The organism is Telmatospirillum sp. J64-1, assembly GCF_006980715.1.
GTDB classification, from domain to species: domain Bacteria; phylum Pseudomonadota; class Alphaproteobacteria; order Rhodospirillales; family Magnetospirillaceae; genus Oleiliquidispirillum; species Oleiliquidispirillum nitrogeniifigens.
This window is the reverse complement of record NZ_SBHN01000035.1, coordinates 416-23,905: the sequence shown is the minus strand read 5'-3', so window position 1 is coordinate 23,905 and position 23,490 is coordinate 416. Positions and strand designations below refer to the sequence as shown.

The following is a 23,490-nucleotide window of genomic DNA, read 5'->3' as shown; positions in this document are numbered from 1 at the left end:
ACTGCCGCATCGGCCCAGCCTAACTGACCAATCCGCTTGCGTGCCATGACGGCCTCTCCTGTTGATCGAACAGGCCGCTATCGAATCACAATCATGCCTTCCGTGCAAAGGTCTCCAGGGTGAGGCTAATTCTGTGATCTCTCCTCGTCCTGAGGAGGCTGCGCAGCAGCCGTCTCGAAGGACCCTTGGAAAAGTTTCCGAGGTCCAGGAGGCCGCGCCTCCTGGCGGGTCCGGGCAGGGCCCGGTTTACTCACGCCGTGGCGATGCCCTTGTCGCGCTTCTGCACCCGCAGCATGGATAGGAACAGGCAGCCGCCCGCCCAGGCGATGGTGACGGCGGCCGAGGCCAGATAGGGCGTGCTGGCCAGCATCTGGGCCGGTTCGGTGTAGAAGGGCATGCGCAGCAGGTTCAGGGCGTGATGGACGGGATTGACCATCATCAGGGCTTGCAGCCAGCCCGGTGCGTTGGTGATGGGGAACAGCGCGCCCGAAAGCAGCCAGAGCGGCATCAGGAAGACCATCATGATAGCGTGGAAGCCCGAGGTCGAGCGCATGGGCCAGGCCAGCAGGAAGCCGAGGGCGGCGAAGCCGATGGAGCTGACGACCATGGCGACCAGCAGCATGACTAGGCTGCCCAGCCCCATGGAGATGCCGAGGAAGGGCGCGGCCACCAGGAACAGCAGCACCTGCACCATCGCAATGGCGACACCGCCCAACACCTTGCCCAGCACGATGGCGAGGCGGGAGACGGGGGCGACCAGCACGCTTTGCAGGAAGCCCGCGTCGCGGTCCTCGATGATGGTGATGGAGGAGAAGATGCTGGCGAACAGCATCATCATCAGCATCACGCCGGGATAGAAATATTCGAGATAGCTGATCTCTTCCATGCCGGGCGCGCGGAAGGAGGCGGTGAAACCGGCGCCCAGGAACAGCCAGAACAGGACGGGCTGGGCGACGCTGCCGATCACGCGCTGGGGCTGGCGCAGGAAGCGGGTGAATTCCCGCTTGGCGAGGGACAGGGCGACGCGGATCATGTGCCGGTCCTTTTCACGGGCTCGACTCGGGGTTCGGCGGCGGGCGTCTCGCGCCTTGCGGTGACATGGACGAAGACGTCCTCCAGCGCCGGCTGCTTGATCGAGATGCTGACGATATCGGGGCGGTGGCGTTCCAGGATGGCTTCCAGCAGCGGCAGGCTCTTGCCGTTGTCGGTTTCCTCCAGGCGCAATTCGTCGCCATAGCGGCGCACCGTCAGGCCCATGCCGTCGCGCAGGGCGAGTTCGAGCGCCGCCGGGTCGCGCGGCTGGACCACCACCATCTCGGTGCCGATCATGGCGCGCAGGGCCTGGGGCGTGTCATAGGCCAGCAGCTCGCCGCCGCGCATGATGGCGACGCGGTCGGCATCCTCGGCTTCCGAGAAGATATGGCTGGTCATCAGCACGGTCATGCCCCGCTCGCGCTGGAGGCGGCGCAGGGCGGTCAGGAAGTTGCGGCGGCTGTTGGGGTCGAGGCCGGTGGTCGGCTCGTCCAGCAGCAGGAGGCGCGGCCGGGTCAGCAGGCATTTCGCCAGCTCCACCTGGCGCGCCAAGCCGCCCGACAAGGTATCGACCTTCTCGTCCATGCGGCCGCCCAGGTCGCTCCAGCCCAGAGCTTCTTCCATCCGCGTGTCCAGCACGGCGCCGCGCAGGCCGTAGAGATCGGCATGGATGCGGATGTTCTCGATCACCGTCAGATGCTTGTCCACCGCCGGGCTTTGGAACACCACGGCCATGGCCCGGCGCGCGGCGGCGGGGTCCTTGATCAGGTCGGCCCCGGCGATGGTGATGCTGCCCGCGCTGGGCAGGCTCATGCCGCAGAGGATGCGGAACAGGGTGGATTTGCCGCTGCCATTGGGGCCGGACAGGATGCAGAATTCGCCGTCGCCCACATCCAGCGTCAGGCCGGAGATGGCCGTGCGTGGTGCTTGCCGGCGAGAGCCGGGATAGATGTGGGTCAGGTCACGGATAGATATCATATAAGAAGTCCGGCACGGGGCGGCTGGAAAAGGGGTTTATTCCATAGACCAGCCTTCAGGTAAAGCGGCGGGCAGGAATATGGTCGCTGTAATATCCAAAGCGCAAGCTTTACGGCCTGCGCTTTGTGGGCAGTCCGCCGAAGGCTCAGGCCTGCCTGAGGCGCTTGGCGATGATTTCGCTATAGGCGATGGCGCCCAGCGCGATGGCGACGTGAAGGACCTGCAGGAGCCAGCGGGACTCGCCTCCCTGAAGCTGCGCCATGCCGATCACCGGCACCAGAAGGGCGAGGAGAAGGGTCAGGATGGCCTGCTTGGGAGCGCGGCCGAGAGCCAGGCCCGCCAGCCCGGCGGCGGCAAGCACGAACAAGGCGCCGAAGGCCATGTGGACGTGAAGGGGAATGCTGTAGGTCGCCCAATACACGATGCCCAGAATGAGGGCGACGGTGCCGAACAGGCGGGCGGACATGATGAAAATCGTCGGGAGTCTCTGTTTCATTCCTGTGCCATTCCTTTGTCAGACCGCCGCCTTTATATTATCGGCCAGCGTCCGGAACAACGCTGGCCGATAATATTTTATTCGGGAATATCTTTTGCGGGCGGATTTGCCGCGCCACGGGGGCGGGCGCGGCGGAGAAGAGAAGGGGGCGTCAGGCCGCCAGCAGCCTTTCGCGGTGGCGGGCCTGCCACAGGCTGCGGGCCATGTCCTCGGCCTCGGCGATGGAGGCCGCCCGGCCCATGGATTTCAGCGCCACGGCGGCGGTGCCGGTGATGGTGGCGACGGCGTATTCGTCTTCCTCTTCCCCGCTCCACACGGCCTTCAGGCGCGACAGGTCCATGGCCTCGTCCCATTTGGTGGGTGTGGACAGGATCGGCGGCCATTCCTCCTGGCCCATCTCGCCGTCATGCAGGCTGAAGACCATGCAGGGCTTTTCCGGGCGGCGTTCGATCTCGCCGCCTTCGCCCTTGAACACGGCCATGTGGCGGCGGCCCAGCATTTGGGCGGCCTGCTGGTGGACGTCGCGATAGCTGGGATGGGACACGCTGGTCAGCACGCAATGGGCGCTGAAGGGATCGAGGCTGCGGGCGATGGTGTGGATCGGCGAGCGCACGCCCAGCAGCGACCGCAGTCCCATGATCTCGAACAGGCGCGGCGAGAGGAATTCCAGCGGCAGATAGGCGAAGTTGCGCGCCTTGATCTGCCCGGCGGCCTCGGCCAGCGAGGAAGCAGGGGCGATGCCCAGGGCCTGCAGGGTCTCGCGCGTATAGACGCGGCCTGCCGTATGGCCTTCGGTGCCGTGCATGAAGACCTTGACGCCGCCCTGGGCCAGCATCAGGGCCGAGAGCACGAACCACGGCAACTGGCGCGACTTACCGGCATAGGAAGGCCAGTCGAGGTCGACGGCGGGAGCGTCGGCGGGCTTGTCCAGCGTCTCGCGCACGGCCTCGACGAAACCGGCGATTTCCTCCGGCGTCTCGGTCTTGACCCGCAGCAGGCAGAGGAAGGCGCCAAGCTGCACCGGCTCGACCTCGCCGCGCAGCACCATTCCGGCGGCCTCGCGGCATTCCTCGCGCGTCAGCGGGCGGGACAGGTTCGGCCCCTTTCCAAGGATGCGGACATATTGGGCGAAAGGATGCTCGGTCATGGCTGCTCTTTCGTCGGTGTCTGGAAGGGCGGCTTCTGGTGGATGGCCTCAAGCGGGCCGGAGTCTAGCACCGCGAGGGAGAAGGCCACAATCGCGATGGCGGTCTTATGCCGCCCCGGCCAGGGCCTCGCAGGCGGCGACCTGGTCGAGGACGATGTCCAGGATCTCGGGATCATGGCCGATGCCCCGGCAGTACCAGACCCGGTGACCGTGGATGTCGGCTGGGCCTGTCTCGCCCGCCGTCAGGCCGAACAGCGGCGGCAGGTCCTCGCTGCCGTGCAGGCCCTGGGCGATCAGCAGCGGCACGCCGATCACGTCGCGCCTGTTTACCAGGGCGGGCCAGTCGGCAACGAAGGGCGCCTGTTCCAGGAAGGCGGTGGCGACCTGTCCGTAGCGGCCGTCGGCGCGGATGCGGGCGGCCAGCGCTTCGGCGGTGCCGCCCGATCCGCCAGGGCGGGAGGAGCCGTGCCCGACCAGCAGAAGGCAGGTTTCGGCCGGGTCCAGGCCATGGGCGGCGACCACGTCGTCGGCGCGGCGGCGCAGCAGGGCGGCGATGCGCGGATGGGTGCCGACGGGATCGGTATAGAGGATGCGCCGCCCGTCCTCGCGCCGGGTCAAACGCCCGGTCAGCCCCATGCGGGCGGGGATCATCTCGCGGGTATAATAGCCCTCGCCTGCGAAATTGGGCACGACGAAGACCTCGTGCGCCGAGACCAGATCGAAGGCATCGGCCATGAATGGCGCTTCCTTGTGGAAGACCGCCAGGACCTCGCCGAACAGGCCGCGCGCCGCGATCTCGGCGGCCAGACGCCGGGTCGGCGCCGAACTGTCGGCATTGCGGGCCGAGCCATGGCCCACCAGGACCAGGGCCGCATGGGGACGGGGCGTTGGAGGCACGGTGTCTGAGGAACCCTTCGCTCGGCTGGGGATGGACCGGCATGTCGGTATAGGCCTGCCGCTTGTTATATATGCGTTTCATGCCCGGTCTCTATGCGGAAAGTGCTTCTTCCCGGTGGGGGATGAAAAACTAGGCATGTTCTGCTCGCATGAGCAGCAGCAGCGGGAGGAACCTCTCGCCGGGTGTCACAAGACCGACATCAAGGGGGGCAAAATGTCATTGTTCTGACAAGGCGCCCCAGGGTTGGCACATCTTTTGAATAACAGGCCTCCGGTACAACAACACATCCTGCCTGGAGTGCTACCCATGAAGACTTTGCGGGCCCTTGCGGGTGTCGGCGTTCTCACCGCCGCTTCCTTCCTGACCACCGCCGCACATGCAGCCGATACGATCAAGGTGGGCGTGCTGCATTCCCTGTCCGGGACCATGGCCATCAGCGAGACCACGCTGAAGGACACCGTCCTGATGATGGTGGACGAGTTGAACAAGAATGGCGGCCTGCTGGGCAAGAAGGTCGAGGCGGTGGTCGTCGATCCCGCTTCCGACTGGCCGCTTTTCGCCGAAAAGGCCCGCGAGCTGCTGTCCAAGGACCAGGTGGATGTGATCTTCGGCTGCTGGACCTCGGTGTCGCGCAAGTCGGTCCTGCCGGTGGTCGAGGAACTGAACGGCCTGCTGTTCTATCCCGTCCAGTACGAGGGCGAGGAATCCTCCCGCAACGTCTTCTACACCGGTGCCGCCCCGAACCAGCAGGCGATTCCCGCCGTGGAATACCTGATGAACGAGGAAGGCGTCGAGCGCTGGGTCCTGGCGGGCACCGACTACGTCTATCCGCGCACGACCAACCGCATCCTGGAAGCCTTCCTGAAGTCCAAGGGCGTCAGCTCCGAGGACATCATGATCAGCTACACGCCCTTCGGTCATAACGACTGGCAGACCATCGTCGGCGACATCAAGAAGTTCGCCGCCGCGGGCAAGAAGACCGCCGTCGTCTCGACCATCAACGGCGACGCCAACGTGCCCTTCTACAAGGAACTGGCTAACCAGGGCATCCGCGCCGAGGACATCCCGGTCGTCGCCTTCTCGGTGGGCGAGGAAGAACTGGCCGGTATCGACACCAGCGACCTGGTCGGCCATCTGGCCGCCTGGAACTACTTCCAGTCGGTGGACAACCCGGTCAACGCGCAGTTCATCAAGCAGTGGCACGCCTTCATCAAGGACGAGAAGCGCGTGACCAACGACCCGATGGAAGCCACCGCCATCGGCTTCCAGATGTGGACCCAGGCCGTCCAGCAGGCCGGCACCACCAATGTCGACGCCGTCCGTCAGGCGATGTACGGCCAGAAGGTCATGGCTCCCTCGGGCTTCGAAGCCGTGATGAACACCAACCACCACCTGTCCAAGCCGGTGATGATCGGTGAAATCCAGAGCAACGGCCAGTTCGAGGTGGTGTGGCAGACCGAAGGCCCGATCAAGGCCGACGCCTGGAGCCCCTTCATCCCCGAAAGCGCCAAGCTGACCGCCGACTGGACCTATCCCTGGGTCTGCGGCAACTGCGTCGAGCCGCGCTTCGGTGCCAAGACCAACTAAGACCTTTCCCGGTTCCGGCCCCGCTTTCGACGGCGGGGCCGGGCCTTGGCATCCTTCGAGACGGCCCTGCGGGCCTCCTCAGGATGAGGACAGGTTCTGTTCAAATAGCCTCATTTTGAGGAGCCGCCTTGGCGGCGTCTCGAAAGACGAGGCGGGCCCAAAGCTCATTTCTGCCAACGTTCTTTTCCCCTATTTGCGCGCAAAGGGTCTTTTCCCATGATCCGCAGAGTCCTGCTGCTCGCCTTTCTTGCCTTGGTCTGCCTGCCTGGCCCCGCGCGTGCCGAGCCTTTCGCCGACGCCGTTCAGGCGCTGTCCGCCAAGGGCTTCCGGGAGCGCACCGAGGCGGTCGAGGCCCTGGCGGCCACCGGTGACGCCCGTGCCGTCGCCATTCTCGAGGCCCTGAGCGAGGGTGCCTTGCAGACCACCGCCGACGATCGCGTAGTGATGGTCCGGGGCGGCACCGCCGTCGATGCCGCCACCGGCGAGGTCCTGGCCGAGCCCGGCCCGCTCAACCGCATCACCGTCAACAACAGCCTGCGCCGCGCCATCCGCGAATCGCTGGGGCGGCTGGGACTGTTCGCCGCCGAACCGGCGCGCCGCCAAGCCGCGGCCGAGGCTCTGCTCAATACCCAGCCCAGCCAGGAAAGCGCGGCCATGCTGCGCGAGGCGCTGGCCAATGAAAGCGAGCGCCGGGTCCGCTCGGCCATGGAATTCAGCCTCGCGGCGATGGATCTGGTCGCCGAGGACAAGACCCAGCGCCTGGAAGCCATCGAGGTGCTGTCCGGCTCGCTGGACCGCCGCGTGCGCTCGATGCTTCAGGGGCGGCTGGCCCAGGAAGAGGATGCCGAGGTCCGCGCCGCCGTCGAGGACGCGCTGGAAAGCATCCAGACCCAGGTCAAGGTCATCAATTTCGTCTCGAACCTGTTCCAGGGTCTCAGCCTGGGATCGGTGCTGCTGCTGGCGGCCATCGGCCTGGCCGTGACCTTCGGCGTCATGGGCGTCATCAACATGGCCCATGGCGAAATGATCATGCTGGGCGCCTACACCACCTTCGTGGTCCAGGAAATCTTCCGCGCCGCTTTGCCCACCGCCGCTTTCGACCTCTATCTGGTGGTGGCGCTGCCGGTGGCCTTCGCCGTCACCTTCCTGGTCGGCGTCGGGCTGGAGCGCGGCATCATCCGCTTCCTCTACGGCCGCCCGCTGGAAACCCTGCTGGCAACCTGGGGTATCTCGCTCGCGCTGCAACAGGTGGTGCGCTCGATCTTCGGCGCCACCAACAAGGAAGTCGCCAATCCGAGCTGGATGACCGGCGGCGTGGAAGTGGTCGGCGGCCTGATGCTGACCTACAACCGCATCGTCATCGTTCTCTTCGCCCTGGCCGTCCTGGCCGGTCTGGCGGCGCTGCTGCGCTGGTCCAGCTTCGGGCTGCATATGCGCGCCGTCACCCAGAACCGCCCAATGGCCTCGGCCATGGGCATCCGCACCGGCCGCGTCGACGCCATGACCTTCGGCCTGGGATCGGGCATCGCCGGGATCGCCGGCGTGGCGCTGAGCCAGATCGGCAATGTCAGCCCCAATCTCGGCCAGGCCTATATCGTCGATTCCTTCATGGTCGTGGTCTTCGGCGGCGTGGGGTCGCTGTGGGGCACGCTGGTCGGCGCGATGTCGCTGGGCATGGTCAACAAGTTCCTGGAACCCTATGCCGGCGCCATGCTGGGCAAGATCCTGGTCCTCGTCGCCATCATCCTGTTCATTCAAAAACGCCCGCGCGGCCTGTTCGCGCTCAAGGGCCGCTCGGTGGAGAACTGAGACCATGGGTCCCATCACCTCGCGCCTTGTCGCGCTCAACTCCACCCAGGGCTGGATCGCCTTCGCCGCTTTCGGCCTCGTGATGGCGGTGCTGGTGCCGGTGCTGAACCTGATGGTTCCGCCCAGCTCGGCCTTCCACGTGCCCGATTACGTGGTCGCCCTGATGGGCAAGTATCTGTGCTACGCCATCCTGGCGCTCAGCCTGGATCTGATCTGGGGCTATTGCGGCGTGCTCAGCCTGGGGCAGGGGGCGTTCTTCGCCCTGGGCGGCTATGCCATGGGCATGTACATGATGCGCTCGATCGGCGAGCGCGGCGTCTACGGTAATCCCCTGCTGCCCGATTTCATGGTCTTCCTGAACTGGACGGAACTGCCCTGGTACTGGCTGGGCTTCGATCAGTTCTGGTTCGCCGTGCTGATGGTTTTCGCGGTGCCGGGCCTGCTGGCCTTCGTCTTCGGCTGGCTGGCCTTCCGCTCGCGTATCACCGGGGTCTATCTGTCGATCATCACCCAGGCCATGACCTATGCCCTGATGCTGGCCTTCTTCCGCAACGAGATGGGCTTCGGCGGCAATAACGGCCTGACCGACTTCAAGGACATCCTGGGCTTCGAGCTTTCGGCCCGCAGCACCCGCGTCGGCCTTTATGTCTCCAGCGTCATCGCGCTGGGGCTGGCCTTCCTGCTCTGCCGCTTCATCGTCTCGTCCAAGCTGGGCCGCGTCCTGGTGGCGGTGCGCGACGCGGAAAGCCGGGTGCGCTTCCTGGGCTATTCGGTGACCAATGTGAAGCTGTTCGTCTTCACCGTCTCGGCCATGCTGGCAGGACTGGCGGGCGCGCTTTACGTGCCGCAGGTGGGCATCATCAATCCGTCGGAATTCTCGCCCGCGCAATCCATCGAGGTGGCCGTCTGGGTGGCGGTCGGCGGTCGTGGCACCCTGGTCGGAGCCATCCTGGGGGCCTTCGCCGTCAACGGTGCCAAGACCTGGCTGACCGGCGTCGCCCCGGAAGTCTGGCTGTTCTTCCTGGGCGGCCTGTTCATCATCGTCACGCTGCTGCTGCCCAAGGGGCTGCTCGGCCTCTATGCCAGCCTGCGGGCCCGTTTCGCGAGCGTGAAGGCGGAGGAAAAGCGCCATGCTTGATCACGTCCCGGAAGTCCATCCCGATCCGCAGGGCAAGCTGGCGGCCGGTTCGATCCTCTATCTCGACGGGGTGACGGTCACCTTCGACGGCTTCCGCGCCATCAACAATCTGAGCCTGGTGCTGGAGCCGGGCGAGATGCGGACCATCATCGGTCCCAACGGGGCGGGTAAGACCACGATGATGGACATCATCACCGGCAAGACCAAGCCCGATAAGGGCGACGTGCTGTTCGACGGCCATGTGGACCTGACCAAGCTGGACGAAGCGGCCATCGCCAATCTGGGCATCGGCCGCAAGTTCCAGAAGCCGACGGTCTTCGAGATGCTGACGGTGTTCGAGAATCTGGAACTGGCGCTGAAGACCGCGCGCGGCACCTTCGCCACCCTGTTCTTCCGCCTGATGGGCGAGCAGCGCGACCGTATCCACGAAGTCATGGAAACCGTCGGCTTGGCCGAGAAGTCGGGGCAACTGGCCGGTGCGCTCAGTCATGGCCAGAAGCAATGGCTGGAGATCGGCATGCTGCTGATGCAGGACCAGCGCGTGCTGCTGCTCGACGAGCCGGTGGCCGGCATGACCGATGCCGAAACCGAGCAGACGGCCCAGCTTTTCCTGTCGCTCGCCGCCGACCGCTCCCGCTCGCTGGTGGTGGTCGAGCACGACATGGAATTCGTCCGCGCCCTGGGCTCGAAGGTCACCGTGCTGCATGAAGGCTCGGTCCTGGCCGAGGGCAGCATCGACAAGGTGCAGGCCGACCCGCGCGTCATCGAAGTCTATCTGGGGCGCTAGGGATGCGGCTTCATGCTTCGAGACGCTTCGCTCCTCGGCATGAGGAGTTCGTTCATTATCTCACCCTGAGGAGGGCCGCAGGCCCGTCTCGAAGGGTGTGCGGCCATGGGGCTCAACCATGCTGAATGTCGAGACGATCAATCTTTTCTACGGCGCCAGCCATTGCCTGCGCGGTGTCTCGCTGACCGCCGAAAAGGGCAGGGTGACCTGCCTGCTGGGCCGCAACGGCGTGGGCAAGACCAGCACCCTGCGCGCCATCATGGGGCTGCAATCGGTCAAGTCGGGCCGCATCCTCTGGGAAGACGGCGATATCACCGGTCTTGCCCCCCATCAGCGCGCGCGGAAAGGAATCGCCTTCGTTCCCCAGGGGCGCGAGATATTCGCCCGCCTGACGGTGAAGGAGAATCTGGAAACCGGCTTCGCGCCGCTGAAGCGCGGCGACCGTTTCATCCAGGACGAGATCTTCGAACTCTTTCCGGTGCTGAAGGACATGCAGCACCGGCGCGGCGGGGACCTCTCGGGGGGGCAGCAGCAGCAACTCGCCATTGCGCGCGCTCTGGTCACCCGTCCGCGGCTTCTGATCCTGGACGAGCCGACCGAGGGCATCCAGCCCTCGATCATCCGGGATATCGGCCGGGTGATCCGCCTGCTGGCGGATAGGGGGGATATGGCGATTTTGCTGGTCGAACAATATTTCGACTTCGCGCGCGAATTGGCCGATGATTTCGCGGTGTTGGAACGTGGCGAGGTGGTTCTTGCCGGACGCGCCGCTGAAATGGTCGAGGAAGATGTCCGCCGCTATCTCACGGTCTAGACCCGCGCAGCCCGCCGCCATGGCGGCCCTGCAGGGCCGCGTCGAACTTGGGTACAAGCTGTCGGAAGACGGCGCCTCGCGCCTGTCCCATCTCTATCACAGCAATCCTCTGCGCGTGCTCTTTCCCGCGCCCGCGCCGGGCGAGCCGCCCCAGGCGGTGCTGGTCACCACCTCCGGCGGGCTGGTCGGCGGCGACCGGCTGGATATCTCGATCCAGGCGGGCGAGGGCGCGCAGGCGCAGGTCGTCGCCTCGGCGGCGGAAAAGGTCTATCGCTCGACGGGGGCCGATTGCCTGCTGTCGCTGGACCTGGAGGCACGGGACGGGGCCTGGCTGGAATATCTGCCGCAGGAAACCATCCTGTTCGAGGGCGCGCGGCTGCGCCGCATCACCCGCGTCCAGCGCGCCGCCTCGGCCCGCGTCCTGGCGGGCGAAATGATCGTGCTGGGCCGCACGGCACGTGGCGAGACGGTGACCCATGGCCTGTTGCGCGATGCCTGGGAAGTGCGGGTGGACGGGCGGCTGGTCTGGGCCGATGCCCTGCATCTGGACGGCGACATCGCCGCCGCCATCGCCCAGCCCGCCGGTTTCGGCGGCGCCATCGCCTGCGCCACTATCCTCTATTCCGCCGAGGACGCGGCGCAATGGCTGGAACCGGCGCGCGAATTGCTGGAAGGCTGCGCCGTGCGGGCGGGGGCGAGCTGCGTCAACGGTCAATTGGTCATCCGCTTCCTGTCGCCCGACGCCCTGGCCCTGCGCAAGGATTACGGCCGGGTCTGGACCGGGTTGCGGGCGCGGATTGCCGACCTGCCCGAGCGTCTGCCGAGGATTTGGGAGATTTAGCAGGTTGCGGAGAACGTTGCCTCTGTCTGCACCGAAGCGTCACCCCCGCGAAGGCGGGGGTCCATGTGGGGGCTTGTGGAGACGCGAAACGCTTAATACCGATGCTGCGGCGGCATGGATTCCCGCTTTCGCGGGAATGACGATGAAAACAGGAGTGTTTCCGCAGCCTGTTAGGCACAGACCCGCAGATAGAAAGGGTCTTTTATCCGTGTCTATCTGTGTTCATCTGTGTCCCAATATTTTTTCTGGGAAGAGGACGAGGTCCATATGAACCTGACACCGCGCGAGAAGGACAAGCTGCTGGTGGCGATGGCTGCCATCGTGGCGCGGAAGCGGCTGGAGCGGGGCGTGAAGCTGAACTATCCCGAGGCGGTCGCGCTGATCACCGATTACGTGGTCGAGGGCGCCCGCGACGGGCGCAGCGTCGCCGAACTGATGCGCGATGGGGCCACCGTGCTGACGCGGGATCAGGTGATGGAAGGCATCCCCGAGATGATCCACGAGATCCAGGTGGAAGCCACTTTCCCCGACGGCACCAAGCTCGTCACCGTCCATAATCCTATCCGCTGAGGCAGCCATGATCCCTGGTGAAATCATCACCGCCCCCGGCGAGATCACGCTGAACGAGGGCCGCGAGACCGTCATCGTCACGGTGGCCAATACGGGCGACCGTCCGATCCAGGTCGGTTCGCATTTCCACTTCTACGAAGTCAACTTCGCCCTGTCCTTCGACCGCGAGGCGGCGCGCGGCTTCCGCCTGGACATTCCCGCCGGGACGGCGGTGCGCTTCGAGCCGGGCCAGACCCGCGAGGTGCAACTGGTCGCCTTCGGCGGCTTTCGTGAAGCCTGGGGCTTCAACGGCAAAGTCAACGGCAAGCTGGAGGGCTAAGGCATGGCCAATACCATCGGGCGCGGCGCCTATGCCGCCATGTTCGGCCCCACCGTCGGCGACAAGATCCGCCTCGCCGATACCGAATTGTTCATCGAGGTCGAGGAAGACCGCACCATTTACGGTGAAGAGGTCAAGTTCGGCGGCGGCAAGGTGCTGCGCGACGGCATGGGCCAAAGCCAGGCCAGCCGGGGGCAGGGGGCGGTGGATACCGTCATCACCAATGCCCTGATCCTGGATTACTGGGGCATCGTGAAGGCCGATGTGGGCATCCGCGACGGGCGCATCGTTGCCATCGGCAAGGCGGGTAATCCAGATGTCCAGCCGGGCGTGGACATCATCGTCGGCCCGGGCACCGAAGCCATTGCCGGCGAGGGCCGCATCCTGACGGCGGGCGGCATCGACGCCCATATCCATTTCATCTGCCCGCAGCAGATCGAGGAAGCGCTCTATTCCGGCGTCACCACCATGATCGGCGGCGGCACCGGCCCGGCGGAAGGCACCAACGCCACCACCTGCACCCCCGGTCCCTGGCATATCGCCCGCATGTTGCAGGCCGCCGAAGGGCTGCCGATGAATCTCGGTTTCCTGGGCAAGGGCAACGCCACCCGTCCCGCCGCCCTGGTCGAACAGGTCCGTGCCGGGGTGCTGGGCATGAAGCTGCACGAGGATTGGGGGACCACCCCTGCTGCCATCGACAATTGCCTGAGCGTCGCCGATCAGTATGACGTCCAGGTGGCGATCCATACCGACACGCTGAACGAATCGGGCTTCGTCGAGAATACCGTGGCCGCCTTCAAGGGCCGCACCATCCACGCCTATCACACCGAGGGCGCGGGCGGCGGCCATGCCCCGGACATCATCAAGCTGGTGGGCGAGCCGAATGTGCTGCCGTCTTCCACCAACCCCACGCGCCCCTTCACGGTGAATACCATCGACGAGCATCTCGACATGCTGATGGTCTGCCACCACCTGGACCCGCGCATCCCCGAGGATGTGGCCTTCGCCGAAAGCCGCATCCGCCGCGAGACCATCGCTGCCGAGGACATCCTGCACGATCTGGGCGCCATCAGCATGATCGCCTCGGACAGCCAGGCCATGGGCCGCGTCGGGGAAGTGGTCATCCGCACCTGGCAGACCGCCGACAAGATGAAGCGCCAGCGCGGTTCGCTGCCCGAGGAAAAGGGTGACAACGACAATTTCCGCGCCAAGCGCTATATCGCCAAATACACCATCAATCCCGCCATCTCGCACGGCATCTCGCGCCATGTGGGGTCGGTGGAAGTGGGCAAGCTGGCCGACCTGGTGCTGTGGAAGCCCATGTTCTTCGGCGTGAAGCCCGACCTGGTGCTGAAAAGCGGCACCATCGCGGCAGCGGCGATGGGCGACCCCAATGCCTCGATCCCGACGCCCCAGCCGGTCCATTACCGCCCGATGTTCGGCGCCTATGGCCGTTCGCTGGTCAATTCCTCGGTCACCTTCGTCTCGAAGGCCGCCCTTCAGGATCATCTCGGCAACGGCCTGGGCCTGCGCCGCCAGATGCTGCCGGTCGAGCATACCCGCGACATCGGCAAGAAGGACATGATCCTCAACGATTACTGCCCGAAGATGGAAGTGGACCCCGAAACCTATGAAGTCCGCGCCGACGGCCAGCTCCTGACCTGCGAACCCGCCACCGAACTGCCGATGGCGCAGCGTTACTTCCTGTTCTGAGGCTCACCTGTGTCCGAGAAACAAATGCTGAGAGCCGTCTCCCATCATCCCGCCGGTCACTGGCCGCAGGCGGAGCAGCGGGCGACGGTGACGCTGGCGTATGAGGACCGGCACAAGCGCCGGGTGCTGATGGTCGATGACGCGGGGGCGGAATTCCTGCTGGACCTGCCCCATGCGACGCAATTGTCCGATGGCGACGGGCTGGGGCTGGAAAGCGGCGGCTTCATCGCGGTGCGGGCCGCCGTGGAAGACGTGATCGAGGTTCATTGCCACGGGGCCGAGCAGTTGGCCCGTATCGCCTGGCATATCGGCAACCGTCACATGCCGGTACAGGTGCTGGCCGGGGGGCGGTTGCGGCTGCCCGACGACCATGTGCTGGTCCATATGCTGGAAGGGCTGGGCGCCCATGTGGAAAGCCTGCGAGCGCCTTTCCAGCCGGAGAAAGGCGCTTATGCCGGGGAGGGGCATTCCCACGCCCATTCCCATGGGGCCCATTCGCATGAGCCCCATTCACATGAGCATTGACGAAACCGGCCTCTGCCGTCTGATGGCCTGGCTGTCGCCCAGTTTCCCAGTCGGGGCGTTCAGTTATTCGCATGGCCTGGAATGGGCGGTGGAGGACGGGCTGGTGAAGGACGGCGCGGCCTTGGCCCGGTGGGTCGAGGGTGTGGTAGCCTTGGGGGCGGGCCGGTCGGACGCGGCCTTGTTGTTGGCTGCCCATCGCGCCGTCCTCGCCAGCGACCGGGAAGGACTGGATTGGGCGGCGGAGCGTGGCGCGGTGCTGCGCCCGACGGCGGAACTGGGCCTGGAAAGCAGCGCCCAGGGACAGGCCTTCCTCAATACGGTCCGGGCGGCCTGGCCCCATCCTTTCCTGGAGGATTGGGCGAAACGGCTGAAGGAGATGGGGCATCCCCCGGCCTATCCGGTCGCGGTCGGCGTGGCGTCGGCCCTGGCGGGAATTACCGAGCGTGCGGCCCTGGCGGCCTTTCTCCATGCCTTCGCCGCCAATCTGGTTTCGGCGGCGGTGCGGCTGGTGCCGCTGGGCCAGACCGACGGGCAAAGGGCCATGGCGGCCCTGGAAGCGCCGGTCCTGGCGGCCATGGAAGCGGCCCTGCGGCGCCCGCTCGACGACCTGGGCTCGTCCGCGCCCATGGTCGATTGGACAAGTTGCAGGCACGAAACCCAATATACGAGGCTTTTCAGATCATGACTTCCCCTCTGCGCGTTGGCATCGGCGGGCCGGTCGGCTCGGGCAAGACGGCGCTGCTGGATACCCTGTGCAAGCGCATGCGCGACACCTGGCGCGTCGCGGCCATCACCAACGACATCTATACCAAGGAAGACGCCCAGTTCCTGACCCGGTCGGGGGCCTTGTCGCCCGACCGCATCATGGGGGTGGAAACCGGCGGCTGCCCGCATACGGCGATCCGCGAGGATGCCTCGATCAACTTGGCCGCCGTCGAGGAAATGAGCCAGCGTTTCCCCGATTTGGAAGTGATCTTCGTCGAATCGGGCGGCGATAACCTGTCGGCCACCTTCTCGCCGGAACTGGCCGATATCACGCTTTACGTGATCGATGTGTCGGCGGGCGACAAGATCCCGCGCAAGGGCGGGCCCGGCATCACCCGGTCCGACTTGCTGATCATCAACAAGATCGACCTCGCCCCGCTGGTCGGCGCCAGCCTGGAAGTGATGGACCGTGACGCCAAGAAGATGCGCGGCGAGCGGCCCTTCCTCTTCTCGAACCTGAAAAGCGGCCAGGGCGTGGACGACATCATCGCCTTCATCGTCAAGGCGGGCGGTCTGCGCCAAGCGGCGTAAAAGGGGGGATGCAGGGCGCCGCCCTGCACCCGCAAAGGGCCACAAGGCCCTTTGAACCTGAGGGGCGCCTCACCCTTCGAGACGCCGCCAAGGCGGCTCCTCAGGGTGAGGCTAATTCTATAGAAAACAAGTTTCTCCTCGTCCTGAGGAGGCCGCAAAGCAGCCGTCTCGAAGGACGCTTTGTGAGGTGCAGGAGGCGAGCCTCCTGCCGGGTCCGGGCAGAGCCCGGAATTCCCGTTCACTCCGCTGGGGCCTCTTTCGGCATGGCTTTCCCGGCATGCATGGTTTCATAAGCGGCGGCGCCCAGGATGAAGGCGGCGCCGAGCATGACGTTCCAGCTCGGCCATTCGTTGAGCAGGGCGGCGGCCATGGCCGCGCCGAGCACCGGCTGAGTGCAGCTGAGGAAGGCCACGGTCTTGGCCTTGAGGTGGCGCAGGGCGAGCGCCAGCAGGGAATGGGGAATGGCCGTGAACAGGATGCCGAGCAGGACGATCCATCCTGTCTCTTCCAGGGAAATCTCGCCGGGGCTGACGGACAGGAAGGGCAGCAGCACCAGGGTCCCCAGGCCGGCCTGGTAGAAGATGATGGAGATGGGGGCCTGATGGGACAGCAGGTGACGCTGGGCCACGTTGCGGATCGAGAAGATGATGGCCGACAGCACGCCCCAGCCGACTCCCGCCAGGGCATCGCTGGTCCCCAGATGCAGGGGCGAGATGATGTAGATGCCGACCAGCACGCAGAACGATAGGACGATATCCTGCAAGGCGATCGGCCGGCGGTTCACCAGGCCTTCGATGAAGACGGTGAAGAGGGGGAAGGTGAAGAGGGCGGTCATGCCGATGGCGACGGTGGAAACCTGCATCGCCAGGAAGAAGGTGGCCCAATGCACGACCAACAGGGTGCCCAGCCCCCACATGATCCAGAAATCGCGCAGGCCATGCAGCCGCAGGGACACCCGCAGCAGCGGGGCGAGGATCAGCAAGGCCAAGGCGGCGACCCAGGAGCGGTACAGGGTGATGTCCAGGGCGGGCAGGTCGAGGCCCTTGGCGAAGATGCCATTCGTCGCCATCAACAGGATAGAGGCGTAGACGGCGGCAAGGCCTTTATGATGATCCAACATGGCGATGCGCTCTCTTCAGGATGCCCAAGGTTGGGCGATAGGCCGAAAGTCTTCCGTCTTCGGCCCGGTTGTCCGTTCTACCGGAGTGGCCCTATATTCGTCCTTGCAGTACCAAGCAGTAGCAGCTGCTGAACTGGGTCAACTCCGGCGGCCTCCGAAAGGAGGCCGTTTTTTTATGCTTTCGTCTCATGTCCGCGAGGCCAGGATGACGCCGGCCGCCGTGACCGCCATGCCGGCCAGGGCAAGGCCGGTCAGGGCCTCGCCGAACAGGGCCCAGGCCATGACGGCGGTGACCGGCGGGACTAGGTAGAACAGGCTGGCGACCTTGCTGGCCGAACCGCTGCGGATCAGGCGGTAGAGCAGGGTGATGGCACCGACCGACAGCACGATCACCAGCCATCCCAGGGCGAAGATGAATTCCCCGGTCCAGGCGACCTCCATGGTCTCGAAGAACGGGATGAGGACGGCCAGGGCCAGGGCGGCGGCGCCGTATTGCACCACTGTTCCGCTGCGCAGGTCCATGGCCGAGCAGAAGCGCTTCTGGTAGAGCGTGCCGGCGGTGATGGAGAAGAGGGCGAAGACGGCCAGCGGCAGGCCGCTCAGGTCGGTGCCCAGGTCGATCTTGTTCCACACCACCATCACCACCCCGGCCAGGCCCAAGCCCAGCCCGCCCCATTGGCGCAGGCGCACCGTCTCGCCCAGCAGCCAGCCGGCGGCGATGGCCGTCAGCAGCGGCTGCAAGCCCGCGACCAGGGCGGCCAGTCCGGCGGGCAGCCCCATCGCGATGGCGGCGAAGATTCCCGACAGATAGCCCGCATGGACCAGCAGCCCGGCGATCGCGGTATGGCCGATCTCGGCGGGGCGGCGGGGCCAGGGCGCGCGCAGGAGCAGGGCCAGCGGCGCCATCAGCGCCACCACCAGCAGGAAGCGCAGCAGCAGGAAGGTCAGCGGCTCGGCATAGGGCAGGCCGTATTTGGCGCCGATGAAGCCGGTGCTCCACAGGATGACGAACAAGGCGGGGGCGATGCGGTCCAGCATGTTATCCGACCAGAAGGCGAAGAAAGGCGATGCCGCTCCTATCCGGGACCCGGGAGAGGGAAATGTTCAGGCCAGGAAAAACGGGGGACATTGGGCGGACGTCTCGGAAGCAAGAGGGCCGAACAGAGTGCGCCTCGTCATGCGCTTGGGCAAGAGGAGAGAAAATGTCACCGGTTTTTCGAGGAATTTGGCGAAATGGCGGTCTATGGCGATAGCCCCCTGCTTCCGCAGGGGGTATAATCAGTATGTGAAAAATTTCAGGAGGGCGCGGAGCGGGTGCCGGATGCCGAAGGGTCGGAGAGAGGCCATCGGAAGGTTAGCCTGGGCTCCCGCGTTCTTCTTCTCTTGACCTGATCTTGCGGCCATGTTGGCCCGCGGATCCGGTGCCTGGTTGCGGAGGCTCGGTCGCACGGATGCGACTTCTGGATTACATAGAGCGTACGGCGCAGGCTCAGACGGCTCAGGATCTCTTCGAGCTGTATCACGGGGCCATGCGCGGCTATGGCTACGACCGCATCGTCGTGTCCTGCCTGTCCGGGCCGCTGGTTCGGGAAGGACACCCGCCCATCCTGGCGACGACCTATCCCCAGGATTGGGTCGCGTATTACGACGAGCAGGATTATTACCGGATCGACCCGGTCATTCCTTACGCGGCCACGAGCCGGGGGCCGGTCCTGTGGGAGGACATGGCCGCCGCGCCGGAACGCAGCGACATCCAGCGCGCCTTCTTCGCCGAGGCGCGGGAAGCGGGCCTGCATCAGGGCCTGATCGTGCCGCTGCACGGGCCCCAGGGCGAGTTGTTGGTGGTCTCGCTCGCCTCGGAATTCACCGAGGTGGACCCCAAGGATCATCTGCGGGAAATGCAGGCGCTGACCCTGCAATTCCATGCCGATTTCGTCGACAAGCTGCTGCCCGGGGGCGGGATCGCCGTTCCCTTCGCCTTGAGCGACCGGGAAAAGGAATGCCTGTTGTGGTCAGCCCGGGGCAAGAGCTCGTGGGATATCGGCCTGATCCTGGGCGTGTCCGAGCATACGGTGAATTTCCACATGAAAAACGCCCTGAACAAGCTGGGCTGTTCCAACCGCGTGGTCGGGGTCGTCAAGGCCGTGCGGCTGGGCCTGATCGTCCCTTAGCAGGCTGCTGAAAGATTCCTGTTTTCCTCGTCATTCCCGCGAAAGCGGGAATCCATGCTGCCGCAGCTTCAGCATTGAGCGGTTCATATCTCTGCAAGCCGCCATATGGACCCCCGCTTTCGCGGGGGTGACGATTCGGTACGGACAGAACCGGCTTTTTCCGTAGGCTGCTCTGGGAATAACGGCCGGAGCAGGAGAACTGCCCCGGCCGTGACGGCCTTCCGGTCAGGCCGCCCGCGAGGCGGCATGCATCGTCTTTTCGGCGGCCTTCTCGATGAAGGCGGGCAGGTCGTCGGGTTTGCGGCTGGTGACGATGTTGCCGTCCTCCACCACCTGTTCGTCCACCCATTGCGCCCCGGCATTGGACAGGTCGGTGCGCAGGGACGGCCAGGATGTCACCCTGCGGCCCTGAACCACCCCGGCCTCGACCAGCATCCAGGGGCCATGGCAGATCGCGGCTACCGGCTTTCCGGAACCGCAGAAATTGCGCACGAAATCCACGGCCTTGGGCTCGGTGCGCAGCTTGTCGGGATTGATCTGGCCGCCGGGCAGGACCAGCAGGTCGTAATCTTCGGGCCTAGCCTCGTCCAGGCTGCGGTCGACGGGAACGCTTTCCCCCCAATCGGTGAATTTCCAGGCTTTGATCTCGCCGGTCTTGGGCGAGATGATCTCGACCTGGGCCCCGGCCTGGGCCAGCTTGTCGCGCGGTTCGGTCAGTTCCACCTGCTCGAAGCCGTCGGTGGCCAGAATGGCGACCTTGCGTCCGTTCAGTGCCTGCATGGCGCATCTCCTCTCTTTGGTCCTCTCGGGCGTGAACACGGGCAGAGGAGATGCGGTTCCGTGCGGGATCAGTTGAATTTGCGATAGACGGGCTTAACCGGGCGGCCGCGCAGGTAATGTTCGATCCCGTCGTCCAGGGCGCGGCGATAGACGGCCAGAGCGGCATCCACCGCTTCGATGCTGCGGTCGATGTCCTCGTCGCTGTGGGAATAGCTGACGATGAAGGAGGGGGCGAGCAGGCCCTTGCGGATGGTTTCCTGCAGGAACAGGGTGCGGAAATCCTGCGACGGGCGGCCTTCGGCGTCCAGGGTGGAATAGAGCAGGTTGCAGGGCGGGCCGGCGATGGAGAATTTGCCGGCCACGCCATGGGCGGTGATGGCTTGCTCGATGCCCTGGCGCAGGCGCTCGCCGGCGCGGTGCAGATGGCTGATCACGTCTTCGCTGCGATAGACCTCCATGGTGGCGATGGCGGCGGCCATGGCATGGGTCTCGGCGCCATGGGTGGTGGAAAGCAGGAAGACGCGCGGGCGGCTGCTGGTCAGGCCGCCCAGTTCCATGATCTCGCGCCGCCCGACCAGGGCCGAGAGGGAAAAGCCGTTGGCCATGGCCTTGCCGAAGGCGCTGAGGTCGGGGGTGATGCCGTAGACTTCCTGGGCGCCGCCATTGGCCCAGCGGAAGCCGGTGATCATCTCGTCCAGGATGAACAGGGCGCCATTCCGGCGGCACAGGGCCTGAACCTTGTGCAGGAAGCCGTCCTTCGGTTCCTCGACGCGGGCGGCCTCCAGGATGACGCAGGCGATGCGGCCGGGATGGGCGGCGAAGACGTCCTCCAGGCTGGCGATGTCGTTATAGCGGAAGGTGGCGGTCAGCGCCTTGATGGCCTCGGGAATGCCCGACGAGACCGCGGTGGTGCCGATGAACCAGTCGTTGTAGGAGAAGAAGGGATGGTCGCTGCACAACGCCACCATGTCGCGGCCGGTATAGGCGCGGGCCAGGGTGAGGGCGGCGGTGGTCACGGTCGATCCGTCCTTGGCGAATTTCACCATTTCGCCGCCCGGAACCATGCTCAGCAGGGCTTCGGCGCATTCCACCTCGATCGGCGAGGGACGGTTGAAATTCTGCCCCATGACCATCTCGCGCATGGCGGCATCGAGCACCGGCTTGTAGGCATGGCCCAGAGTCACCGAGCGCAGCCCCATGCCGTATTCGATGAATTCGTTGCCGTCCACGTCCCAGACATGGCAGCCGGCGCCACGCCGGATGAAGCCCGGCGCCTCCTCGGGGAATTGGTCGTCGCCTTTGGCGTAGGTATGGCTGCCGCCGGGGATCAGGGCATGGGCCTTGGCCTGGAGCAACCGGGAGGTGTTGAAGTCCGTCAGGTTCATGAGTCCACCTTTTCGCCAAGCAAGGCGATCAGGTTAGACGAAGCCCCGCATGGGGCGCGGCGGAGCAAATGTGGGCGCCGCGCCTTCTTCGGAGAAAATCCCTAACTTTCGTTCCCGCTATCGGTTAGGCGGCGGCTCTCTTCTGCTTGCCGACGACATAATCCCGGTAGGACATATCCTGCTTCAGGATATGCTTCATCAGCCAGTCGCGCAGGAAGATCATCACTTCGTCGAGATTCAGCAGATCGGGTTCCTTGCGCCACAGCGCGGCGATGTCGCGCACCGTCTGCGCCAGGTCGCGGTGGCGCTGGGCATGGGCTTCCTTGTCCGGATAGTCGCTGGCGCCGAAGATCTCCTCCTCGCGGGTGAAATGCCGGTCCACATACTCGATCAGGCCGTTGAGGGCGATGCCGATCTCGGCATTCGACGGGGACATGCGCACTTCGTAGAGGCGGTTGGTCAGGTTGACCAGCATCATGTGGTCGTTGTCGATCACCGGATGGCCGATGCGCCAGGAATCGTTCCACTCGATCAGAGCCATGATGGTCTCTCCCCTGCTTGTGCCAAAGCGGCGGAGACTGACGCCTCATGGCCACAAATGCAAGAGGGGTATTGCCGGCGGAGGGGAAAGGCGAAAGGGGCTGCGGCATCTCTGCCGCAGCCCCTTGGCAAGGAGTGGTGCCGGCTACAGGGTTCGAACCCGTGACCCCCTGATTACAAATCAGGTGCTCTACCAGCTGAGCTAAGCCGGCGCCTGGTGGGGAAAGTAGAAGGATCGGCGGACAACTGCAAGAGGGCTCAGCGTCCGCGTGCGGTTTCGTAGAGGGCGACGGCGGCGGCGTTGGAGACGTTGAGGCTTTCCACCGCGTCGGTCATCGGCAGGCGGACCAGATAGTCGCAATGCTCGCGGGTCAGGCGGCGCAGGCCTTCGCCCTCGCTGCCCAGCACCAGGGCGATGCGGCCCGACAGCTTGGCCTCGGCCAGGGTCTGCGTCGCCTCGCCGGCGAGACCGGCGATCCAGAAGCCGGATTGCTTCAAGTCGTCGAGGGCGCGGGCGAGGTTGGTCACGCGCACCAGCGGCAGGCGCTCCAGCGCGCCCGAGGCGGATTTGGCGAGCGTGCCGGTCTCGTCGGGGGCGTGGCGGTCGGGAACGATCACGGCCAGGGCGCCGAAGGCTGCCGCCGAGCGCAGGATGGCGCCGACGTTATGGGGATCGGTGACCTGGTCGAGCACGACGACCACCGCCTGTTCGCGTCCCTCGGCAAGGCGGGCGACATCCTCGATGGCGAGAGCGGGCAGGGGCTCGACCTGGCAGGCGATGCCCTGATGGACCGCGCCCGGCGGCAGCAGGGCGTCGATCTGGTCGCGGGCGACCGTCTCGGCCTGGGGGAAGGCGCGCTTGGCAGCGATGTCATCCAGGGCGCCCGAAAGGTCGCGTAGGGAATCGGCGGTGGCGAGGAAGCGGCGGATCGGGCGCTGCGGGTTGGCCAGCGCGGCCAGCACCGGATGGGTGCCCCACAGCCACAGGCCGCCCTTGCCGGCCTGGAGATGGTCGGAAGAGGCCCCCCGGCGGCCGGACGGGCGGGAGGGGCGGGAACGGTCGTTGCGCTGTCTGCTCATGCCTTGCTGATGCCTCGGGCGTGGGGGACTGACAAGGGGAATCTGCCGCGCAGGAGAGGGGGCGGAAAGAATTTTTGCGATTTTGAGGGGCCGAGTGATTTTTGCCGTTGACACGAAGGGCTAAATCCTATTTCTTCCGGGCTCCCGTCGCTCCGGCGTAAGAGCCGCACGACTGTGGAGGGGTGGCCGAGCGGTCAAAGGCAGCAGACTGTAAATCTGCCGACGTACGTCTACGTTGGTTCGAATCCAACCCCCTCCACCACTTCCCCTCGAGGGCCGGAACGACAGAGAGTCGCAATTGCAGGCGGGCCTCGGCGGGTGTAGCTCAATGGTAGAGCAACAGCCTTCCAAGCTGAAGACGGGGGTTCGATTCCCCTCACCCGCTCCATTGCGACGCAATGGACCTTTTTGTGAGCCGGCATTAACGGATACGGGTTTGATCAAAAATGGCGAAGGCAAAGTTT

24 protein-coding genes and 3 tRNA genes are annotated in these 23,490 nt (G+C 65.4%); 15 read left to right on the top strand and 12 right to left on the bottom strand.

The window, feature by feature from the left end:
- Window positions 1-250: 250 nt before the first annotated feature.
- The 5 genes from EPD66_RS22385 to EPD66_RS22365 form a co-directional block, all read right to left on the bottom strand.
- Window positions 251-1,033: an ABC transporter permease gene (locus EPD66_RS22385; RefSeq protein WP_142850791.1), complete on the bottom strand. Its 783-nt coding sequence runs from the start codon at window positions 1,031-1,033 to the stop codon at window positions 251-253.
- Window positions 1,030-2,010, bottom strand: a complete 981-nt coding sequence (locus EPD66_RS22380) for an ABC transporter ATP-binding protein (protein ID WP_142850790.1) — start codon at window positions 2,008-2,010, stop codon at window positions 1,030-1,032. Before EPD66_RS22380 ends, EPD66_RS22385 begins: the two co-directional genes overlap by 4 nt.
- Window positions 2,011-2,155: 145 nt before the next feature.
- Entirely contained in the window at window positions 2,156-2,506 is a 351-nt protein-coding gene (locus EPD66_RS22375; RefSeq protein ID WP_142850789.1) for a hypothetical protein, read from the bottom strand.
- Between the two features lie 151 nt (window positions 2,507-2,657).
- Window positions 2,658-3,653, bottom strand: a complete 996-nt coding sequence (locus EPD66_RS22370) for a glycosyl transferase family protein (protein ID WP_142850788.1) — start codon at window positions 3,651-3,653, stop codon at window positions 2,658-2,660.
- Window positions 3,654-3,758: 105 nt separating this feature from the next.
- On the bottom strand, window positions 3,759-4,550 hold the full coding sequence (locus tag EPD66_RS22365; RefSeq protein ID WP_142850787.1) for a CbiX/SirB N-terminal domain-containing protein: 792 nt from the start codon (window positions 4,548-4,550) through the stop codon (window positions 3,759-3,761).
- 307 nt (window positions 4,551-4,857) lie between these two features.
- Here EPD66_RS22365 and urtA point away from each other — a divergent pair, with 307 nt between their 5' ends.
- The 12 genes from urtA (at window position 4,858) to ureG (ending at window position 15,950) form a co-directional block, all read left to right on the top strand.
- Entirely contained in the window at window positions 4,858-6,138 is a 1,281-nt protein-coding gene (urtA, locus tag EPD66_RS22360) for an urea ABC transporter substrate-binding protein (RefSeq protein ID WP_142850786.1), read from the top strand.
- Window positions 6,139-6,354: 216 nt separating this feature from the next.
- Window positions 6,355-7,947: an urea ABC transporter permease subunit UrtB gene (gene urtB / locus EPD66_RS22355; RefSeq protein ID WP_142850785.1), complete on the top strand. Its 1,593-nt coding sequence runs from the start codon at window positions 6,355-6,357 to the stop codon at window positions 7,945-7,947.
- A 4-nt stretch (window positions 7,948-7,951) separates the two neighbouring features.
- Window positions 7,952-9,085, top strand: a complete 1,134-nt coding sequence (urtC, locus tag EPD66_RS22350; protein WP_142850784.1) for an urea ABC transporter permease subunit UrtC — start codon at window positions 7,952-7,954, stop codon at window positions 9,083-9,085.
- On the top strand, window positions 9,078-9,872 hold the full coding sequence (gene urtD / locus EPD66_RS22345) for an urea ABC transporter ATP-binding protein UrtD (RefSeq protein ID WP_142850783.1): 795 nt from the start codon (window positions 9,078-9,080) through the stop codon (window positions 9,870-9,872). The genes urtC and urtD overlap by 8 nt, the downstream gene beginning before the upstream one ends.
- Before the next feature lie 118 nt (window positions 9,873-9,990).
- Window positions 9,991-10,686 (top strand): urea ABC transporter ATP-binding subunit UrtE, encoded by a 696-nt coding sequence (gene urtE, locus EPD66_RS22340; RefSeq protein ID WP_142850782.1) that lies wholly within the window; start codon window positions 9,991-9,993, stop codon window positions 10,684-10,686.
- Window positions 10,687-10,705: 19 nt separating this feature from the next.
- Window positions 10,706-11,527, top strand: coding sequence for an urease accessory protein UreD (locus tag EPD66_RS22335; protein WP_142850781.1), 822 nt, complete (start codon window positions 10,706-10,708; stop codon window positions 11,525-11,527).
- Between the two features lie 267 nt (window positions 11,528-11,794).
- Window positions 11,795-12,097: an urease subunit gamma gene (locus EPD66_RS22330; RefSeq protein ID WP_142850780.1), complete on the top strand. Its 303-nt coding sequence runs from the start codon at window positions 11,795-11,797 to the stop codon at window positions 12,095-12,097.
- A gap of 7 nt (window positions 12,098-12,104) precedes the next feature.
- A complete protein-coding gene (locus EPD66_RS22325) occupies window positions 12,105-12,416 on the top strand; it encodes an urease subunit beta (RefSeq protein ID WP_142850779.1) in 312 nt (103 codons plus the stop codon).
- Window positions 12,417-12,419: 3 nt separating this feature from the next.
- A complete protein-coding gene (gene ureC / locus EPD66_RS22320; RefSeq protein ID WP_142850778.1) occupies window positions 12,420-14,129 on the top strand; it encodes an urease subunit alpha in 1,710 nt (569 codons plus the stop codon).
- 24 nt (window positions 14,130-14,153) lie between these two features.
- A complete protein-coding gene (locus EPD66_RS22315) occupies window positions 14,154-14,654 on the top strand; it encodes an urease accessory protein UreE (protein ID WP_142850777.1) in 501 nt (166 codons plus the stop codon).
- Window positions 14,644-15,339, top strand: coding sequence for an urease accessory protein UreF (locus tag EPD66_RS22310; RefSeq protein WP_255448614.1), 696 nt, complete (start codon window positions 14,644-14,646; stop codon window positions 15,337-15,339). The genes EPD66_RS22315 and EPD66_RS22310 overlap by 11 nt, the downstream gene beginning before the upstream one ends.
- Window positions 15,336-15,950, top strand: a complete 615-nt coding sequence (gene ureG / locus EPD66_RS22305; protein WP_142850775.1) for an urease accessory protein UreG — start codon at window positions 15,336-15,338, stop codon at window positions 15,948-15,950. Before EPD66_RS22310 ends, ureG begins: the two co-directional genes overlap by 4 nt.
- A 238-nt stretch (window positions 15,951-16,188) precedes the next feature.
- Here ureG and EPD66_RS22300 read toward each other — a convergent pair whose 3' ends face one another.
- Entirely contained in the window at window positions 16,189-17,070 is an 882-nt protein-coding gene (locus EPD66_RS22300; protein WP_142850774.1) for a DMT family transporter, read from the bottom strand.
- 186 nt (window positions 17,071-17,256) lie between these two features.
- Window positions 17,257-18,108 (bottom strand): DMT family transporter, encoded by an 852-nt coding sequence (locus EPD66_RS22295; RefSeq protein WP_142850773.1) that lies wholly within the window; start codon window positions 18,106-18,108, stop codon window positions 17,257-17,259.
- Window positions 18,109-18,521: 413 nt separating this feature from the next.
- Here EPD66_RS22295 and EPD66_RS22290 point away from each other — a divergent pair, with 413 nt between their 5' ends.
- Window positions 18,522-19,241 carry an autoinducer binding domain-containing protein gene (locus EPD66_RS22290; RefSeq protein ID WP_142850772.1) on the top strand — a complete coding sequence of 240 codons (720 nt, stop codon included), beginning with the start codon at window positions 18,522-18,524 and terminating at the stop codon, window positions 19,239-19,241.
- A gap of 225 nt (window positions 19,242-19,466) precedes the next feature.
- On the opposite strand, the gene EPD66_RS22285 is transcribed toward EPD66_RS22290, so the two are convergent.
- The 5 genes from EPD66_RS22285 to rlmB all read right to left on the bottom strand — a co-directional run bounded on the left by EPD66_RS22285 (window position 19,467) and on the right by rlmB (window position 23,026).
- Window positions 19,467-20,021 carry a type 1 glutamine amidotransferase domain-containing protein gene (locus EPD66_RS22285; RefSeq protein ID WP_142850771.1) on the bottom strand — a complete coding sequence of 185 codons (555 nt, stop codon included), beginning with the start codon at window positions 20,019-20,021 and terminating at the stop codon, window positions 19,467-19,469.
- 68 nt (window positions 20,022-20,089) lie between these two features.
- Entirely contained in the window at window positions 20,090-21,406 is a 1,317-nt protein-coding gene (locus EPD66_RS22280; RefSeq protein ID WP_142850770.1) for a glutamate-1-semialdehyde 2,1-aminomutase, read from the bottom strand.
- Window positions 21,407-21,530: 124 nt separating this feature from the next.
- Window positions 21,531-21,947, bottom strand: a complete 417-nt coding sequence (locus EPD66_RS22275; protein ID WP_142850769.1) for a bacteriohemerythrin — start codon at window positions 21,945-21,947, stop codon at window positions 21,531-21,533.
- A 135-nt stretch (window positions 21,948-22,082) separates the two neighbouring features.
- A tRNA-Thr gene (locus EPD66_RS22270) sits at window positions 22,083-22,158 on the bottom strand.
- Window positions 22,159-22,204: 46 nt separating this feature from the next.
- Window positions 22,205-23,026 (bottom strand): 23S rRNA (guanosine(2251)-2'-O)-methyltransferase RlmB, encoded by an 822-nt coding sequence (rlmB, locus tag EPD66_RS22265; RefSeq protein ID WP_142850768.1) that lies wholly within the window; start codon window positions 23,024-23,026, stop codon window positions 22,205-22,207.
- A gap of 176 nt (window positions 23,027-23,202) precedes the next feature.
- Between rlmB and EPD66_RS22260 the strand changes: the two genes are divergently transcribed.
- Window positions 23,203-23,288, top strand: a tRNA-Tyr gene (locus EPD66_RS22260).
- 52 nt (window positions 23,289-23,340) lie between these two features.
- A tRNA-Gly gene (locus EPD66_RS22255) sits at window positions 23,341-23,414 on the top strand.
- The last annotated feature ends 76 nt before the right edge of the window (window positions 23,415-23,490 follow it).

Bases quoted from the DNA above. Each gene is read 5' to 3' on its own strand.
- urtE (WP_142850782.1), top strand. From the start codon at position 9,991: ATGCTGAATGTCGAGACGATCAATCTTTTCTACGGCGCCAGCCATTGC.
- EPD66_RS22335 (WP_142850781.1), top strand. From the start codon at position 10,706: ATGGCGGCCCTGCAGGGCCGCGTCGAACTTGGGTACAAGCTGTCGGAA.
- EPD66_RS22385 (WP_142850791.1), bottom strand. From the start codon at position 1,033: ATGATCCGCGTCGCCCTGTCCCTCGCCAAGCGGGAATTCACCCGCTTC.
- urtC (WP_142850784.1), top strand. From the start codon at position 7,952: ATGGGTCCCATCACCTCGCGCCTTGTCGCGCTCAACTCCACCCAGGGC.
- ureG (WP_142850775.1), top strand. From the start codon at position 15,336: ATGACTTCCCCTCTGCGCGTTGGCATCGGCGGGCCGGTCGGCTCGGGC.
- EPD66_RS22375 (WP_142850789.1), bottom strand. From the start codon at position 2,506: ATGAAACAGAGACTCCCGACGATTTTCATCATGTCCGCCCGCCTGTTC.
- EPD66_RS22380 (WP_142850790.1), bottom strand. From the start codon at position 2,010: ATGATATCTATCCGTGACCTGACCCACATCTATCCCGGCTCTCGCCGG.
- EPD66_RS22290 (WP_142850772.1), top strand. From the start codon at position 18,522: ATGCGACTTCTGGATTACATAGAGCGTACGGCGCAGGCTCAGACGGCT.
- EPD66_RS22310 (WP_255448614.1), top strand. From the start codon at position 14,644: ATGAGCATTGACGAAACCGGCCTCTGCCGTCTGATGGCCTGGCTGTCG.
- EPD66_RS22315 (WP_142850777.1), top strand. From the start codon at position 14,154: ATGCTGAGAGCCGTCTCCCATCATCCCGCCGGTCACTGGCCGCAGGCG.
- EPD66_RS22285 (WP_142850771.1), bottom strand. From the start codon at position 20,021: ATGCAGGCACTGAACGGACGCAAGGTCGCCATTCTGGCCACCGACGGC.
- ureC (WP_142850778.1), top strand. From the start codon at position 12,420: ATGGCCAATACCATCGGGCGCGGCGCCTATGCCGCCATGTTCGGCCCC.
- EPD66_RS22300 (WP_142850774.1), bottom strand. From the start codon at position 17,070: ATGTTGGATCATCATAAAGGCCTTGCCGCCGTCTACGCCTCTATCCTG.
- EPD66_RS22275 (WP_142850769.1), bottom strand. From the start codon at position 21,947: ATGGCTCTGATCGAGTGGAACGATTCCTGGCGCATCGGCCATCCGGTG.
- urtA (WP_142850786.1), top strand. From the start codon at position 4,858: ATGAAGACTTTGCGGGCCCTTGCGGGTGTCGGCGTTCTCACCGCCGCT.
- EPD66_RS22280 (WP_142850770.1), bottom strand. From the start codon at position 21,406: ATGAACCTGACGGACTTCAACACCTCCCGGTTGCTCCAGGCCAAGGCC.
- EPD66_RS22370 (WP_142850788.1), bottom strand. From the start codon at position 3,653: ATGACCGAGCATCCTTTCGCCCAATATGTCCGCATCCTTGGAAAGGGG.
- rlmB (WP_142850768.1), bottom strand. From the start codon at position 23,026: ATGAGCAGACAGCGCAACGACCGTTCCCGCCCCTCCCGCCCGTCCGGC.
- EPD66_RS22325 (WP_142850779.1), top strand. From the start codon at position 12,105: ATGATCCCTGGTGAAATCATCACCGCCCCCGGCGAGATCACGCTGAAC.
- EPD66_RS22295 (WP_142850773.1), bottom strand. From the start codon at position 18,108: ATGCTGGACCGCATCGCCCCCGCCTTGTTCGTCATCCTGTGGAGCACC.
- EPD66_RS22330 (WP_142850780.1), top strand. From the start codon at position 11,795: ATGAACCTGACACCGCGCGAGAAGGACAAGCTGCTGGTGGCGATGGCT.
- urtB (WP_142850785.1), top strand. From the start codon at position 6,355: ATGATCCGCAGAGTCCTGCTGCTCGCCTTTCTTGCCTTGGTCTGCCTG.
- urtD (WP_142850783.1), top strand. From the start codon at position 9,078: ATGCTTGATCACGTCCCGGAAGTCCATCCCGATCCGCAGGGCAAGCTG.